The organism is Xanthomonas sp. DAR33341, from assembly GCF_003992815.1.
Taxonomy (GTDB): Bacteria; Pseudomonadota; Gammaproteobacteria; order Xanthomonadales; family Xanthomonadaceae; genus Xanthomonas; species Xanthomonas cissicola.
In genome coordinates this window covers 35,111-51,271 of record NZ_QEYV01000011.1, presented here as the reverse complement: position 1 = coordinate 51,271, position 16,161 = coordinate 35,111, and the positions used below count along the sequence as shown (strand labels likewise).

Sequence of the window (16,161 nt, the reverse complement as noted above, 5' to 3'; positions counted from 1 at the left end):
TGCTCCCGCGCGTCTGCTGTGGCGCGCGATCAGCGCAAGGTCAGTCATCGCCCTGGGCCACGCCGGTGCCTGCAGCGCGCGCATGAACGCATCCCGCAGCGCATCTTTCCGCAACCATACTCCACGGTATACATTCGCGATCAGGCCGCCGACGGTGGCCCAAGCAAACCCTGGGAGGGGAACCATGCGCAAGACCTTCAAGACCCTGTTGCTCGCCCTGCCGCTGGCGGCCGCTTCGCTGATGGCCCATGCGGCCGATTCGCCGGTGGGCCGCTGGACGACCATCGACGATGAAACCGGCAAGCCCAAATCGGTGGTGCAGATCGAGCAGGCCGCCAATGGCACGCTGAGCGGAAAGGTGGTCGAGATCCTGCAGTCGTCCAAAGGGCCCAACCCGGTCTGCGACAAGTGCGATGGCGCGCTCAAGGGCAAGCCGATCAAGGGCATGACCATCTTGTGGGGCCTCAAGCCCGACGGCACCGCGGTGTGGAGCGGTGGTTCGGTACTCGACCCGGCCAAAGGCAAGACCTACAAGTCGAAGATCACCCTCACCGACGGCGGCAAGAAGCTGCAGATGCGCGGCTACGTCGGCATCGAAGCGCTGGGCCGGACCCAGACGTGGGTGCGCGAGTAACCGATTCGAGAGTCGGGATTCGTAAGAGCGGGCGTCCTTCGGGGCGCCTTTTTTATGTTTGTCAGACCGAGATGCCGGTGCGCGAGTGACGCAGTGACGCTGGCAGACTTCGTGCATGCAGACGCCGGCAAAGCACCGAAACGCACCGGCCGCACGGCAACCGGCCGCTTCAACCAATTCCCGATTCCCGACTCCCCATTCCCGACTAGTGCGATAATCGCGTGTCCCCCGCATTACGCCTGCCATGACCCGCACCGCACTCGTCACCACTGCCCTGCCGTATGCCAACGGCCCGCTGCATCTTGGCCACTTGGTCGGCTACATCCAGGCCGATATCTGGGTGCGCGCGCGCCGGTTGCGCGGCGACAAGACCTGGTTCGTCTGTGCCGACGACACCCATGGCACGCCGATCATGCTGGCTGCCGAGAAGGCCGGGGTGACCCCGGAAGCCTTCATCGCCAACGTCCAGGCCAGCCACGAGCGCGATTTCGCGGCGTTCGGCGTGACCTTCGACCACTACGATTCGACCAATTCGCCGGTCAATCGCGAGCTCACCGAAGCCTTCTATGCCAAGCTGGAGGCCGCCGGCCATATCAGCCGGCGCTCGGTGGCGCAGTTCTACGATACGGCCAAGGGCATGTTCCTGCCGGACCGTTACATCAAGGGCATCTGCCCCAACTGCGGCAGCCCCGACCAGTACGGCGACAACTGCGAAGTGTGCGGCGCCACCTATGCGCCGACCGAGCTGAAGGAACCGAAGTCGGTGATTTCAGGCGCCACCCCGGAACTGCGCGATTCGGAGCATTTCTTCTTCGAAGTGGGCCATTTCGACGGATTTTTGCGCGAGTGGCTTGCCGGCGATGTGGCGCTTCCCGGGGTCAAGGCCAAGCTCAAGGAATGGCTGGACGCCGAAGGCGGCCTGCGCGCCTGGGACATCTCGCGCGATGCGCCGTATTTCGGCTTCCAGATTCCCGGCCAGCCGGGCAAGTATTTCTACGTGTGGCTGGATGCGCCGATCGGGTACCTGTGCAGCTTCAAGACGCTGTGCGCGCAGATGGGCGAAAATTTCGAAGCGCATCTGGTCGCCGGCGCCCAGACCGAGCTGCATCACTTCATCGGCAAGGACATCGTGAATTTCCACGGCCTGTTCTGGCCGGCCGTGCTGCACGGCACCGGCCACCGCGCGCCGACCCGCCTGCACGTCAACGGCTACCTCACCGTGGACGGCGCCAAGATGTCCAAGTCGCGCGGCACCTTCGTGATGGCGCGGACCTTCCTGGATGTCGGCCTGGAACCGGAAGCGCTGCGTTACTACTTCGCGGCCAAGTCCTCCGGCGGCGTGGACGACCTGGACCTCAACCTGGGCGATTTCATCGCACGCGTGAATGCGGACCTGGTCGGCAAGTTCGTCAACCTGGCCAGCCGTTGCGCCGGCTTCATCGGCAAGCGCTTCGATGGCAAACTGGCCGACGCCCTACCCGATGCCGCCCAGTACGACCGCTTCGTCGCCGCCCTGGCACCGATCCGCGAGGCCTACGAACGCAACGATGCCGCCAGCGCGATCCGCCAGACCATGGCGCTGGCCGACGAGGCCAATAAATACATCGACGACACCAAGCCGTGGGTGATCGCCAAGCAGGATGGCGCCGATGCGCAGCTGCAGTCGGTCTGCACGCAGGGCCTGAACCTGTTCCGCATCCTGGTGGCCGCGCTCAAGCCGATCCTGCCGCGCACCTGCGCCGAAGCCGAAGCCTTCCTGTCGGCGCCGATGACCAGTTGGGAAGACGTGATCGGCCCGCTGACGGCGCACACGATCCAGCCCTACACCGCCCTGTTTACCCGTATCGACCCCAAACTGATCGACGCCATGACCGACGCTTCCAAGGACACCCTCGCCGCACCTGCAACACCGGCTACCGCCTCCAAGCCTGCACCGGCCAAGGCGGACGCAAAGCCCGCTGCAGCGGCGAATCCCCAATCCCCCATCGCCACTCCCGGCTTCATCGGCATGGACGATTTCGCCAAGCTCGACCTGCGCATCGGCAAGGTGCTGGCGTGCGAATTCGTGGAAGGCTCGGACAAGTTGCTGCGCTTCGAACTGGACGCCGGCCAACTGGGCACGCGGCAGATCTTCTCCGGCATTCGCGCCAGCTATGGCGAACCGGAAACGCTGGTCGGCCGCAGCGTGGTGTTCATTGCCAACCTGGCCCCGCGCAAGATGCGCTTTGGCATCAGCGAAGGCATGATCTTGTCGGCTGGCTTCGACGGCGGCGCCCTGGCGCTGCTGGACGCCGACAGCGGCGCACAGCCGGGCATGCCGGTCAGGTGATGGGATTGGGTGTTGGGAATCAGGAATCGTAAAAGCGGAGTCTGCAAGGTCTGCTGATTGCGAGCTTGAGAATCGGCGCACCCGACATCCACACACCGATTTGAGCTTGAGAGGCTGACAAAACGTGTGGGAAACACGAAGTAATGAGGGATGCGCGAACAGCACGCTTTCAAGCCCCTCTCCTGCGGGAGAGGGGTTGGGGTAAGGGTACGCGGCGAAGCTCTGGTGTCGTTGTCACTGCACGTGGCTCCGCTCGTACCCTCATCCGCCCCTGCGGGGCACTTTCTCCCCCATGAAGGAGGACAATGTCCCGGTGGGAGAAGGGACATCCGGCACAGCTTCAACCAACTCCAATCCACCATCCCCGCGCCATGCACCTCGCCCTGTTCGACTTCGATCACACCGTCACCACCTGCGACACCTATGCGCGCTTCCTGCGCAAGGTGGCCACGCCCGCGCAGCTGGCCGCAGCAAAGTGGCAGGTCGGCCCGTGGGTGCTGGGCTATCGGCTGGGCGTGGTGTCCGCTGCCGCGCTGCGCACGCGGGTGACGCGCATCGTGTTCAGTGGTCGCTCGCTGGACGAGATGGCCATGCATGGCGCCGATTACGCGCGCACTGCACTACCAGGCGTGTTGCGCGCAGAAATGATGCAACGCATCGACTGGCATCAGGCGCAAGGGCATGAGGTAGTGCTTGTCTCCGGCTCGCTGGATCTGTACCTGCAGCCCTGGTGCACGCAGCATGGGCTGTCGCTGATCTGCAACCGGCTCGAACACACCGGTGGCGTGCTGAGCGGGCGCTATGCCGACGGCGATTGCGGGCCGCACAAGGTTGCGCGGATTCGCAGTCAATACGAGCTGCCTCGGTACGACTGCGTGCACGCCTATGGCGACAGCCGCGAAGACAAACCGATGCTCGCGCTTGCGCAACAACGCTGATATCGCGGCAATCTGCTGCATTGAGATGACCGCGATGCCTGCCCCTGCACCCGATCTGGTCGAACGCCTCGACCGCCTGCTGCCGCAGACCCAATGCGGGCAATGCGGGTATGACGGCTGTCGTCCGTATGCGCAGGCGATGGCAGATGGCCTGGCGACGATCGATCACTGCCCGCCCGGCGGCGATGCCGGGGCACGCGCCTTGGCGCAGGTGCTGGGCGTGCCGCCACGTCCCTACGATCGCAGTCGCGGCGCACACAAACTGCCGCAGGTGGCCTGGATCGTGGAAGCCGATTGCATCGGCTGCACCAAGTGCATCCAGGCCTGCCCCGTGGATGCCATCGTCGGCGGCGCCAAGCACATGCACACGGTGATCGCACCGTTGTGCACGGGTTGCGAACTGTGTCTGCCGGCCTGCCCGGTGGATTGCATCGAGTTGCATCCAACCGCCTGAGCGCGGCGCTCGGCGCGATGCCGCGTCCAGCCGATGTCTGCGTGGTCATGGGTTGGCGTGCATTCCGGCATGGTCACCTGCTGCGCAAGGCAGATTCGAGCTGGCGCGACATGCAGGCGATGCCCCTATCGATCAATGGTCTGCCGCATCCAGGTCGGAAAGCCAGCACCAGGAGCATCGACACCGCCGCAAGCGGGTTGGCATTGGTCCGACTATCCGGGTTACAAACGCGCTTGGCTGCGCGCCGTGTCGGCATGCGCACGAAACGTGCGCCCCGACATGCCGATGCGCCATGCTGCGGAACGTTGGCAGCCATCTCTCGCGAGCCACCGCAGCCCAAGCAGGCCAGGTGATCGCGCTGCGCGCATGCGCCCACCGTTGGAAACGTTGCACCATGCGCGCTCGCCCTGGGATGTGGCACCGCTTGTTGTCACTCTCGTTCGCGCATTGCGGCAGGACCACTCGTGACGGCACACCGCCGTGCCGCCGCCAGCACCGTCAGCGCCATCAACGCCACCACCAACCACTGCCAGGCCAGCCGCGCCAGGCGCCCACAACCACCTCGCCGTCAGGAACGTCCTGACGCAGCCGGCGCATCCGTGCTGCGGCCGCGCCCGTATTGGTAGGCACTCCCATCGAGGATCTGCCGATGCGTCCACTTGCCGCCACCCTCGCCGCGCTCACCCTCCGTTGCCGGCCGATTCCGCCGTTGTTGCTGCTGGTGCTGGGCAGCCTGCCGCTCGGCGCAGCCGCGGTGACGCGGGTGGACGGCGATGCGTTCGATGGCGAGAGCGGCGCGTTGCGGTATCGCGAGTCGCACTGGTTGCTCGACGATGGCGGGCGGCTGGTGCTGTACCGCTGCCCGGACGGGCGAGCGTTCGCGCGCAAGCAGGTCGATGGCGGCGGCAGCTCGCCTGATTTCAGCCTGATCGATGGACGCGACGGATATCGCGAAGGCGTGCGCCAACGCAATGGCGCACGCGAAATGTATCAGCTCGCCCCAGGCAAACCCGAACGCCGCACCACGCTGCCGCCTGGCGGCGGCGCGCGGGTGATCGATGCCGGGTTCGACGCCTATTTGCGCGACCAATGGGACGCCATTGCACGCGCGCCGCAAAAGGTGGACTTCGTCTTGCCCAGCCTGCAGCGGCAGTTGGGCTTCCGGGTCGAACGCCTGGGCGATGCCGCCGGCCAGCGGCGCTTCCGCATCAGTCTGGATGCCTGGTACGGCGCGGCGGTGCCATCGCTGGAGGTGCGTTATTCGCTCGCCGACAAGCGGCTGCTCGAGTTCCGCGGAGTCGGCAATCTGCGCGATGCGAACGGCCGCTATCCGCGCGTGCGCATCGTCTTTCCGGACACCCCCGCGCGCGCGGCCAGTGCCGAGGAAGTACGTCAGGCGCGCGAGCAGCCGCTGGCCACCTCGTGCAGCGCCTCGTGAACCACGCCCGCGCCATCTTCACGTCCGACCACGCGCGCTTGCGTACAACGGCCCGGGCACCCATTCCCCGTACAGGAGCACCGTCGTGGCAAAAGCCTATCTCTGGATCAATGCAGTGCTCTACTTCGTCCTGGCGGTGTGGTGCACGCTCTCTCCGACCAAGACCGCAACGGCAGTGGGCTATACCCAGCTCTCGCCGGCCGGGCAATCGGAGTATCTGGTCATCTACGGCGGGTTGCAGTTGGGCATGGCGTTCCTGTTCGGCTACTTCGCGTGGATCCACCAAGCCCGCACCGGCTTGGTGGTCGCCCTGGCGTTCTACGTCCCCATCGTGCTGTTCCGCAGCGTCTCGCTCTCGCGCTTGTGGCCGGTCTCCGCACCCACGGTTGCGCTTGCCGGCGTGGAGATCCTGTTGTTGCTTGCCGCGGTGCTGCTGTGGTTCCAGCGTAAGTGAAAGACACGCTCGGCCCAGTCCGGTAGCATCGCCCCCACCTCACCCAACGCCCGACCGCATGAGTGCCATTCCTGGCCACGACGACGATGAGACCGGACGCCTGCTGACCGCAACCGCGGGCGGCGACCGGCATGCTTTCGAAGCGCTGTATCGGCAGACCTCCGCCAAGCTGTTCGGCGTGTGCCTGCGGATGATCCCGCAACGTGCCGAAGCCGAAGAGGTGCTGCAGGACGTGTTCACGCTGATCTGGCACAAGGCCGGGCAGTTCGACCCGAGCCGCGCACGCGGGCTCACCTGGCTGGCGATGATCGCGCGCAACAAGGCGATCGATCACCTGCGCGCCAACGCACCGCAGCGCCGCAATGTGGCGCTGGACGATGCCGGCGAACTACGTGCCAGCGATGCCTCGCCGCTGGATCGCACCGAGCGCGCAAGCACGCGCCGACGCATCGATCACTGCCTGGCCGAACTGGAACCGCCACGCAGCGAGTTGATTCGCACGGCGTTCTTCGAAGGCATCACCTACGAGGAACTCGCCGCGCGCACCGATACGCCGATCGGCACGGTCAAGAGCTGGATCCGTCGGGGTCTGGCCAAACTCAAGGCATGTCTGGAACGATGAGTACGCCCTTTCCCATCGACCAGGAACCGCCGCGCGACGTGCTTGCCGGCGAATACGTGCTTGGCCTGCTGAACGCAGAAGAACGCCTGGCGGCCGAACAACGCATCGCCACCGACGGCCAGTTCGCCCAGGCAGTGCTGCAGTGGCAGGAACTGCTGGCGCCGCTGCTGGAAGAAATCGTGGCGCAGACGCCGCCGGACCAGGTGTGGGTACGCGTGCGCCAGGCGCTGGGCTTCGATACGCCCTTGCGCGCGGTGCCGTCTGCAGCGCCGGTCAGCACGACCGCGCCTGCAGCGCCGTTGTGGAACAGCGTGCGGTTCTGGCGCTGGGCCAGCGTCGGTGGCCTGGCCACGGCAGCGGTCTGCGTGCTCGCCCTGCTCAACCTGCGTACGCCGCCGCCACCGGTGCAGCCGCCGCACACTGGCGAAGTGGTGCAGACCCCGGTCACCCCGCCTGCGACCAATCCACCTGCCGCGACCGGGATCGCCATGACCTCGACCCTGGCCACCGAAGACGGTCGCCCGGGTTATGTGGCCTTGATGGACGCCGACAAGCACACCATCACGGTGACGCCGCTGGACCGCACCGCCACCGCCGACAAGGTGCCGGAGTTGTGGCTGATCACCCCCGATGGCAAGGCGCATTCGATGGGCACCTTCGACGATCAACGTGCACGCCGTGCGCAGATTCCCGATCAGTTGATGCCCATGTTGAGCAACGAGGCCATTCTGGCCGTCACGCTGGAGCCGCCAGGCGGCGCACCCGGTGGCGTTGCCACCGGCACCGTGGTGGCCAAGGGCGGCATCAGCACGCTGGCGATGGCGCCCTGATCCAGCGCGCCTGACCTCGCCTGCGGCCACTTCGCAGGCGGGGCTCTCCAAGACAGCCTCATCCGCGCCGGTATTCTGTGACGCGGGCAATGTGTGCGCAGCTGCGCGATTCGTTCGCGACGCCAAGCGAACCCCACCCATGCGTGCGACGATCAAGCGGCCTGGTGCATCTGTTTGCCGGCAGCGTCCGTACTGGGTCACGACTACTCGATGGAGAATCACGCGTGCCGAGCACTGGCCTCGACCCTCACGCCGCAGCGCCGCAGCCCGCCACCGCACCACCGCGTGGCGGGCTGGCCGCACGCGTCGGCAGCCTGCGGCGCTGGGTGGATTCGCAAACCGACGAGCCCCTGGACGAAGCGCGTGCCGATCGCATCGACTGGCTACGTGCGGTGCCTTTCATCGCCTTGCACCTGGCCTGCCTGGCGGTGTTCTGGGTCGGTGCGTCCTGGTTTGCGGTGGGCATGGCGGTGGCGTTGTACGCGCTGCGCATGTTCGCGCTCACCGGTTTTTACCACCGCTACTTCTCGCACCGCGCGTTCAAGACGTCGCGGGTGCTGCAATTCGTGTTCGCCGCCATCGGGGCCACCTGCGTGCAGCGCGGGCCGTTGTGGTGGGCGGCGCATCATCGCAACCACCATCGACATACCGACACCGGCCGCGATCCGCATTCGCCGGCGCAGCACGGCTTCTGGTGGAGCCATACCGGCTGGTTCCTGACCCCGCGTAATTTCCGCACCGACTGGGAAGTGATTCCCGACCTGCGCCGCTTTGCCGAACTGCGCTTTCTGGACCGCTTCGACATCGTGATGCCGGTGCTGCTGGCGCTGGGCCTGTACCTGCTCGGCGACTGGCTGGCAGTGGCTGCGCCCGCGCTGAAAACCAGCGGCGCGCAGTTGCTGGTGTGGGGCTTTGTGATCTCCACCGTGGCGTTGTTCCATGCCACCTTCACCATCAACTCGCTGGCGCATCGTTTCGGCAGCCGGCGGTTCGACACCCGCGACGACAGCCGCAACAACTGGCTGCTGGCCTTGCTCACCTTCGGCGAAGGCTGGCACAACAATCACCATTTCTTCCCAGGCTCGGCGCGCCAGGGATTGCGATGGTGGGAATACGACATGACCTGGTACGGACTCACCGCGATGTCGTGGGTGGGGCTGGTGTGGGACCTCAAGCCGATGCCGAAGCTGCTCACCCAGCGCGCCGAACGGGTGAAGCGATGAGCGAGGGCAGAATTGCCGTAGTCGGCAGCGGAATCGCCGGCCTCGGTGCAGCGTGGCTGTTGTCGCGGCGCTACGAGGTGACCTTGTTCGAGGCCGCCGATTATCTGGGCGGGCATACGCACACGCACGACATCGACCTGGAAGGTCAGCGTTATGCGGTGGACAGCGGCTTCATTGTGTTCAATCCGCAGCATTACCCGCTGCTCACGCGCATGTTCGCCGAGCTGGACGTGGCCGCGCAGCCGACCACGATGAGCTTTTCGGTCCACGATGCACGCAGCGGGCTCGAATACAACGCCGGCAGCCTGAGCGGATTGTTCTGCCAGCGCCGCAATCTGCTCAGCCCGCGCTTCTGGGGCATGCTGGCCGACCTGCGCCGCTTCTATCGCCAGGCACCGGCGGTGCTGCACAGCGACGAGCGTTTCAGCACGCTGGGCGCGTATCTGCAGCGGCACGGCTATTCGGATGCGTTCCGCGACCAGCACCTGGTGCCGATGGCGTCCGCGCTGTGGTCCTCGCCTTCGCAGACCATTCTCGAATTTCCCATGGGCCAGCTGATCGGCTTCATGGCCAATCACCATATGCTGCAACTGAGCGGGCGCCCGCAGTGGCAGGTGGTGCGTGGCGGGTCCAACAGCTACGTGCGTGCGCTGCGGCGACGCTGGCAGGTGATCGAGCGCCTGTCCACGCCGGTACAGGCAATCCGCCGCACGCCCAATGGCGTGGTGCTGAAGGCTTCGCGTTGCGAGGAACATTTCGACCACGTGGTGCTGGCCTGCCATGCCGACGATGCGCTGGGTTTGCTCAGCGACGCCACGCCGGCCGAACGACACATCCTCGGTGGCATCACCTACCAGGACAACGACACCGTGCTGCACACCGATGCCAGCGTGCTACCGCGCGACCGTCGCGCCTGGGCAGCATGGAACGCGCACGTGCCGGCCGACCCGGACGCCGCCTGCACGGTGAGCTACTGGATGAACGCACTGCAGTCGATCGCGTCACCGCAGCCGTTCATCGTCAGCCTCAATCGCAATCACGAGATCGACCCCGGCAAGGTGCTGCGGCGCATGCGCTACCGCCATCCGGTACAGAACGCGGCGGCAGTGGCGGCGCAAGCGCGCAAGGCCGAGATCCAGGGCGTGCAGCACACCTGGTTTGCCGGCGCCGCGTGGGGCTTCGGTTTCCACGAAGACGGCCTGCGCAGCGGCGTGGACGTCGCGCATGGCCTGGGAGTGCACTGGTGATGCAGCTGCTGCGCGACGCCCACCACGACGCGGTGCCGTTGCCCCCTACCGAGGGTAGCGGCGCCGGTCGCGTGGCGAGGCCATTGCGCAGCGCGATCTACACCGGCTGGGTGCGGCACCGGCGCTTCATGCCCAAGGCGCTGCATTTCCGCTATCGCCTGTTCCTGATGTATCTGGATCTGTCCGAGCTGGATCAGGTGTTCGCACGACGCTGGTTGTGGTCGGTGGGGCGCGCCAATCTGGCGCAGTTCCGGCGCAGCGACTATCTGGGCGATGCGAGCATTCCGCTGGACCAGGCGGTGCGCGACTGCGTGCACACGCACACCGGCGAGCGCCCCGAGGGCGCGATCCGGCTGCTGACGCACCTGCGCTATTTCGGTCACGTGTTCAACCCGGTCAGCTTCTACTATTGCTTCGATCGCCACGACAGCCTGCGCTGGATCGTGGCAGAAATCACCAACACGCCCTGGCAGCAACGCCATACCTACGTACTGCCGGTCGCGCAGGCGCGCACGCATCGCGATGTGCATGCGTGGCGCTTCGACAAGCGCTTCCACGTTTCGCCGTTCATGGGCATGCAGCAGCGCTACGACTGGCGCTTCAGCGTGCCGGATGCGCAGTTGCGTGTGCATATGGATGTGCTGGACGCCGTTGGCGACGATGCCGGCGGTGCCATCGACAACAGCAGTACGCGCCGCTTCGACGCCACCTTGGTGCTGCAACGTCAACCGCTCACCGCGCGCAACCTGGCGTGCACGTTGCTGGCTTATCCGTTGATGACGGTGTGGGTGGTGATCGCCATCCACTGGCAGGCCTTGCGCCTGTGGCTGCGCGGCAACCCGGTCCACGACCACCCTCACCCGCCTGTGCGAGAACCCCGATGAACGCCACGTCCCTGCCCGATCACGCTGCGCCGCGCGCGGCCTCCTGGACGGACCGTCTGCTGCGCAAGCGCCTGCTGGCCACGCTTGGGCAACTGCGCGATGGACAGCTGCAGCTGCATGAAGCCGGTACTGTCGCCACGCTTGGCACGGCCACTGGCGCGCAGGCCTTGCAGATGCAGTTGCGCGTGATCGACCCCGGTTTTTATCGGCAGGCGGCGCTCAACGGCAGCGTCGGTGCGGGCGAGTCGTATATGGATGGGCAGTGGCAGTGCGACGACCTGGTGGCGTTGATGCGGCTGCTGCTGCGCAACCGCGAGCGGCTGGACGCGATGGAGACCGGCACCGCGCGCCTGGGCGGCTTGGCCATGCGCAGCCTGCATGCGTTTGCGCGCAATACCCGCAGCGGCAGCCGGCGCAATATCGCCGCGCATTACGACCTGGGCAACCCGCTGTTCAAGCTGTTCCTGGATGAAAACCTGATGTACTCGTCGGCCATCTTTGTCGACGGCGAAGAGGCGCAGGGCGAAGCGGCACTGGAGCGCGCGGCGACCCGCAAGCTCGAACGCATCTGCCAGAAACTGCGCCTGGCGCCGCACCATCATGTGGTGGAGATCGGCACCGGCTGGGGCGGCTTTGCGCTGCACGCCGCACGCGAACACGGCTGCCGCGTCACCACCACCACCATTTCCCGCGAGCAGTTCGAGCTGGCCAACCAACGCATCGCCGCGGCAGGTCTGAGCGATCGGGTGACGGTGCTGTTGCGCGACTACCGCGACCTGGAAGGCCGCTTCGACCGCGTGGTCTCGATCGAGATGATCGAAGCCATCGGCCACCAGTATCTGGACACGTACTTCGCCAAGGTCGGCAGCCTGCTAGCTGACGATGGCGAAGCGCTGATCCAGGCCATCACCATCGAAGACCACCGCTACAAACAGGCGCTGCATTCGGTGGACTTCATCAAACGGCATATCTTCCCTGGCAGCTTCATCCCGTCGGTCGCGGCGATGACCGGCGCGGTCGCGCGCGCCAGCGATCTGCGCCTGTTCAACCTGGAAGACATCGGCCCGAGCTATGCGTTGACCTTGCGCGCGTGGCGGCAGCGTTTCATGGCGCAGTTGCCGCAGGTGCGTGCGCTGGGTTACGACGAGCGCTTCATCCGCATGTGGGAGTTTTACCTGGCCTATTGCGAGGCCGGTTTTCTGGAACGCTCGATCGGCGATGTGCATTTGTGGCTAAACAAGCCCGGTGCACGCCCGCCGCAATTCGTGCCGGGCCTCACCGCCGACGCATGAAGCAGCTCGGCAACTACCTCGGCCTGCAGGTGCTGTGGCTGATAGCGGTCAGTTCCGCTGCGCATGCGCGCATCTGGCCAACGCTGCTGGCGCTGGCCGTCTTTGCGCTGTATCAGCTGTGGCCAGCGCGGCGCGCACCCGGCGACGTGCAGTTGATGGTGGCAGCCTTGTCGCTGGGATTGCTGCTGGACACCACGCTGGCAGCGGGCAATTGGGTGCGCTACGCCGCGCCGTGGCCGGGCAGCCTGCTGGCGCCGCCGTGGATCCTGGCGTTGTGGCTGGGCTTTGCGCTCACCCTCAACCATTCGCTGGCCACGGCAATGCAGCGGCCGTGGCTGGCAGTGGTGCTGGGCGCCATCTTCGGGCCGTTTTCGTACTGGCTGGCGCAACGCAGCTGGCACGCGGTGGAATTTCAGCCGCCCTACCTGCATGCCGTGCTCGCCGTGGGCATCGGCTGGGGCGTGGCCTGCGGCGTGTTGTCGCTGTATGCACGCCGGCTGGCGCGACCATTGCCCGATGACCCCACTGGAGAACTGCAATGACTGCCTGGCCACTGCTGCATGTGGGCGTGTTCGCAAGCGTGGTGATGGTGGTCGGCTGGCTGTGGCAACGCCGCAGCGGCAACGCCGGCCCGGTGGATGTGTTGTGGGCGGGCTGCCTGGCGCTGGCGGCGCCGTATTGCGCATGGATGTCCGATGGCGCACTGCTACCGCGCGTGCTGGTGGCGGTGCTTGGGGGCGTGTGGGGGGCGCGTCTGGCGCTGCACCTGGGCGTGCGCGTATTCGGCGACCCGCACGAAGATGGCCGGTACCGCGCGTTGCGCGAGCACTGGAATGGCAGCCAGGGCAAATTTCTCGGTTTTTTCCTGGCGCAGGCCGTGGTGGTGGTGCTGTTCGCGGTGCCGTTCCTGGCCGCTGCGAGCAATCCACACGCGGAATGGAGCGCATGGACAGGCATCGCGATCGTCGTGTGGTTGATCGCGGTCGGTGGCGAGGCATTGGCGGACCGGCAGTTGTCGGCGCACAAGGCCAAACCGGCCAATCGCGGCAAGACCTGCCGCACTGGTCTATGGCGTTATTCGCGCCACCCCAATTACTTTTTCGAGTTCGTGCACTGGTTCGCGTATCTGGCGCTGGCCGTCGGTGCCGGCCCGTGGCCGGTGGCGCTGTGCGCGCTCGGGCCGGTGGTGATGTTCGTGTTTCTGTATCGCTTCACCGGCATTCCTTATACCGAGCAGCAGGCGCTGCGCTCGCGTGGCGAGGACTATGCGCAGTACCAGCGCAGCACCAGCGCGTTCTTTCCACTTCCCCCTTCGTCCTGAGTTGCCTGGAGAGTTGCATGTCTACCGTTACCGTCCCGCCCTCCGCGCAGCCTGAAGAAGCCTTCGCCACGCGGCTCGCCGAATCCGGTGTGCTGCCCGATGCGGTCTTGCGCCACGGCATCCGTCGCCTGTGCGCGCAGCGCCTGCGCGATGAGCGCGGCAACGATGCCGATGTCAACGGCGAGCGGCAGCGCGCCTTCATCGACAGCCTGCGGGCCAGCGCGATCGCGATCGAAACCGATGCGGCCAATCGCCAGCATTACGAATTGCCGCCGCAGTTCTTCACCCTGTGCCTGGGCCGCCGGCTCAAGTACAGCAGCTGCTATTGGGACGCCACCACGCCCAATCTGGATGCCGCCGAAGAACGCATGCTGGCGCTGTACGGCGAGCGCGCCGAACTGGCCGATGGTCAACGCATCCTGGAACTGGGCTGCGGCTGGGGCTCGTTGACCCTGTGGATGGCCGAGCGCTATCCGAACGCCAGCATCACGGCGGTCTCCAACTCGCGCCCGCAGCGCGCGCACATTCTGGAGCAGTGTCGCGTGCGCGGGCTGAGCAACGTGCAGGTGATCACTGCCGACGTCAACGCGCTGACCCTGCCATCGGGCGACTTCGACCGCGTGGTCTCGGTGGAGATGTTCGAGCACATGCGCAACTACCGCGACCTGCTCGCACGCGTCGGCAGCTGGCTGGCACCGGGCGGCAAGCTGTTCGTGCACATTTTTTGCCACCGCGATCTGGCCTACCCGTTCGAAGTGGCCGGCGAAGACAACTGGATGGGCCGGCATTTCTTTACCGGCGGGCTGATGCCGGCTGCCGATACCCTGCTGCATTTCCAGCAGGACGTGGTGATCGAACAACGCTGGCTGCTGTCGGGCGAGCATTACGAGAAGACCGCCAACGCCTGGCTGGAAAACCAGGACCGCCACCGCGACCAGATCATGCCGCTGTTGAAGCAGACCTACGGCGACGACGCGCAGCGTTGGTGGCAGCGCTGGCGGATGTTCTGGCTGGCCTGCGCGGAATTGTTCGGTTACGACCAGGGCCGCGAATGGGGCGTGGCGCACTACCGTTTCGTCAAACGTTGACTGCACCGCCGGCAGTTGTTGCGGCCATGACTGCCGGCCACCCTTGCACCACGCGTACGTGCGCGCACTGCGACAACCGCGCAGCAGTCACTTGGTTGCGCTGAAGCGGTGCGTGCCATCGCGCGCACCGCATCCAGTGCCGCACCCGGTGGTGCGATCAGCCCGCCGCAGCGGTCACCACGATTTCCACCTTCCACTCCGGCCGCGCCAACCTGGCTTCAACGGTGGCGCGGGCAGGCGTGAAGCCGTGCGGCACCCACTGGTCCCAGGCCGCGTTCATGCCATCGAAATCGGCGATGTCGGCGAGGAAGATTTCCGCACGCAGGATCTTGGTCTTGTCGCTGGCCGCCAGCGCCAGCAGCTTGTCGATCTCGCCCAGCACCTGGCGGGTCTGCCCGGTGATGTCCTGGCTGGTGTCCTCGGCAATCTGGCCGGCCAGGTAACACACGCCGGCATGGACAGTCATTTCGGACATACGCGGACCCGCATCGAATCGCTGCAGCATTTCAGGCTTCCTACGGTTGATTGACCCCTGCATTGTCCCGCGAATGCGGCAGGCGTGCAGCCCCGTCGCGCTCGCAGCGCGCCAACACGGTGCCCGCGCGCACCATCCAGACCACGATCAGCACGATGGCGATCTTCTGGCTGATGCCCAAGGGTGCGCTGGTCACGGTGACATGGAACAGCAACACCGCAAACGCTGCCCAGCCCAGCAGGAAGGCCGAAGGAAAGTGCGCACGCCACCGCACATCGCGCCGGAAGTACCACGACTGCAGCAGCACCGCCGCAATCACGCACAGAAACGTCGTATCCGCCGACAGCACATGCACCATCGCGGCCGCCTCCGGCGCCAGCTCGGGCATCCAGCTGTCGCCGATCGAGACCATGCACAGGCCCACTGCCGCCATCCAGAACAAACCCAGCACGGTGCGGCTACGCGCAGCCGGCGCCAACGCCGCATACAGACCCCGCGCCAGCCACGCCATGCTGGCGGCCAGCAGGCAGTAGGCGGTGCGCAGCAACAAACCATACGGGCCGTGCAGATAGGCGCTCAGTTGCGCATCCACCCACCATAGATCGCGGCGCAACCATTGCAGCACCAGCACCAGCCCGATGAAGACCATGCCCGCGATGGCGGCGACGCGGCCGGCGTGGCCGCTCCAGCGCGGCGGCAGGGCCCGCGCGCGGGGCGCGAACGTTGGGGAATCGGGTGGATTGCGCATCAGCAGCCTGTCTGCCTTCCAACTGTCATGGCGGTCCTGTCGTGTTCGTTCGGCACGCGTGTGCGGCTTTGTCCTATGATGCGCGCGGCCGGCCCGCACAGACACTGTGTCGGTACGATCGAACCTCGCGTTCACTGGATGTCGGCACCTTCGCAACCACGCTGCATGCACCTTCAACCCGACC

At 66.1% G+C, this 16,161-nt stretch carries 17 protein-coding genes; 15 read left to right on the top strand and 2 right to left on the bottom strand.

Going from position 1 to position 16,161, the window contains the following annotated elements:
- The first annotated feature begins 184 nt into the window (after positions 1 to 184).
- The 15 genes from EO156_RS01695 (at position 185) to EO156_RS01620 (ending at position 14,754) form a co-directional block, all read left to right on the top strand.
- On the top strand, positions 185 to 634 hold the full coding sequence (locus tag EO156_RS01695) for a DUF2147 domain-containing protein (protein ID WP_003485424.1): 450 nt from the start codon (positions 185 to 187) through the stop codon (positions 632 to 634).
- A gap of 244 nt (positions 635 to 878) precedes the next feature.
- A complete protein-coding gene (metG, locus tag EO156_RS01690) occupies positions 879 to 2,963 on the top strand; it encodes a methionine--tRNA ligase (RefSeq protein ID WP_016850271.1) in 2,085 nt (694 codons plus the stop codon).
- 371 nt (positions 2,964 to 3,334) lie between these two features.
- The gene (locus tag EO156_RS01685) at positions 3,335 to 3,901 is read left to right on the top strand and encodes an HAD family hydrolase (protein ID WP_126936730.1); all 567 of its coding nucleotides are present in this window, start codon (positions 3,335 to 3,337) and stop codon (positions 3,899 to 3,901) included.
- A gap of 25 nt (positions 3,902 to 3,926) precedes the next feature.
- Positions 3,927 to 4,355: an Rnf electron transport complex subunit RnfB gene (rnfB, locus tag EO156_RS01680; protein ID WP_016850270.1), complete on the top strand. Its 429-nt coding sequence runs from the start codon at positions 3,927 to 3,929 to the stop codon at positions 4,353 to 4,355.
- Positions 4,356 to 5,004: 649 nt separating this feature from the next.
- The gene (locus tag EO156_RS01670; protein ID WP_003485434.1) at positions 5,005 to 5,793 is read left to right on the top strand and encodes a hypothetical protein; all 789 of its coding nucleotides are present in this window, start codon (positions 5,005 to 5,007) and stop codon (positions 5,791 to 5,793) included.
- Between the two features lie 85 nt (positions 5,794 to 5,878).
- Entirely contained in the window at positions 5,879 to 6,247 is a 369-nt protein-coding gene (locus EO156_RS01665; protein WP_016850269.1) for a hypothetical protein, read from the top strand.
- Between the two features lie 58 nt (positions 6,248 to 6,305).
- Positions 6,306 to 6,869 (top strand): sigma-70 family RNA polymerase sigma factor, encoded by a 564-nt coding sequence (locus tag EO156_RS01660; RefSeq protein ID WP_003485439.1) that lies wholly within the window; start codon positions 6,306 to 6,308, stop codon positions 6,867 to 6,869.
- Positions 6,866 to 7,699 (top strand): anti-sigma factor, encoded by an 834-nt coding sequence (locus EO156_RS01655; protein WP_003485441.1) that lies wholly within the window; start codon positions 6,866 to 6,868, stop codon positions 7,697 to 7,699. The genes EO156_RS01660 and EO156_RS01655 overlap by 4 nt, the downstream gene beginning before the upstream one ends.
- 224 nt (positions 7,700 to 7,923) lie before the next feature.
- Positions 7,924 to 8,922 (top strand): acyl-CoA desaturase, encoded by a 999-nt coding sequence (locus EO156_RS01650; protein ID WP_005911662.1) that lies wholly within the window; start codon positions 7,924 to 7,926, stop codon positions 8,920 to 8,922.
- Positions 8,919 to 10,169: an FAD-dependent oxidoreductase gene (locus EO156_RS01645; RefSeq protein WP_016850268.1), complete on the top strand. Its 1,251-nt coding sequence runs from the start codon at positions 8,919 to 8,921 to the stop codon at positions 10,167 to 10,169. The genes EO156_RS01650 and EO156_RS01645 overlap by 4 nt, the downstream gene beginning before the upstream one ends.
- Positions 10,169 to 11,053, top strand: coding sequence for a DUF1365 domain-containing protein (locus EO156_RS01640; RefSeq protein ID WP_003485446.1), 885 nt, complete (start codon positions 10,169 to 10,171; stop codon positions 11,051 to 11,053). The genes EO156_RS01645 and EO156_RS01640 overlap by 1 nt, the downstream gene beginning before the upstream one ends.
- Positions 11,050 to 12,345, top strand: coding sequence for a cyclopropane-fatty-acyl-phospholipid synthase family protein (locus tag EO156_RS01635; RefSeq protein WP_016850267.1), 1,296 nt, complete (start codon positions 11,050 to 11,052; stop codon positions 12,343 to 12,345). Before EO156_RS01640 ends, EO156_RS01635 begins: the two co-directional genes overlap by 4 nt.
- Positions 12,342 to 12,887: a DUF2878 domain-containing protein gene (locus EO156_RS01630; protein WP_003485450.1), complete on the top strand. Its 546-nt coding sequence runs from the start codon at positions 12,342 to 12,344 to the stop codon at positions 12,885 to 12,887. Before EO156_RS01635 ends, EO156_RS01630 begins: the two co-directional genes overlap by 4 nt.
- Positions 12,884 to 13,666 carry a DUF1295 domain-containing protein gene (locus EO156_RS01625; RefSeq protein WP_016850266.1) on the top strand — a complete coding sequence of 261 codons (783 nt, stop codon included), beginning with the start codon at positions 12,884 to 12,886 and terminating at the stop codon, positions 13,664 to 13,666. The genes EO156_RS01630 and EO156_RS01625 overlap by 4 nt, the downstream gene beginning before the upstream one ends.
- A gap of 17 nt (positions 13,667 to 13,683) precedes the next feature.
- Positions 13,684 to 14,754, top strand: coding sequence for a cyclopropane-fatty-acyl-phospholipid synthase family protein (locus tag EO156_RS01620; protein ID WP_003485455.1), 1,071 nt, complete (start codon positions 13,684 to 13,686; stop codon positions 14,752 to 14,754).
- Positions 14,755 to 14,911: 157 nt separating this feature from the next.
- Here EO156_RS01620 and EO156_RS01615 read toward each other — a convergent pair whose 3' ends face one another.
- The gene (locus tag EO156_RS01615) at positions 14,912 to 15,259 is read right to left on the bottom strand and encodes a RidA family protein (protein ID WP_003485457.1); all 348 of its coding nucleotides are present in this window, start codon (positions 15,257 to 15,259) and stop codon (positions 14,912 to 14,914) included.
- A gap of 10 nt (positions 15,260 to 15,269) precedes the next feature.
- On the bottom strand, positions 15,270 to 16,148 hold the full coding sequence (locus EO156_RS01610) for a DUF998 domain-containing protein (RefSeq protein WP_306291540.1): 879 nt from the start codon (positions 16,146 to 16,148) through the stop codon (positions 15,270 to 15,272).
- Between the last annotated feature and the right edge of the window lie 13 nt (positions 16,149 to 16,161).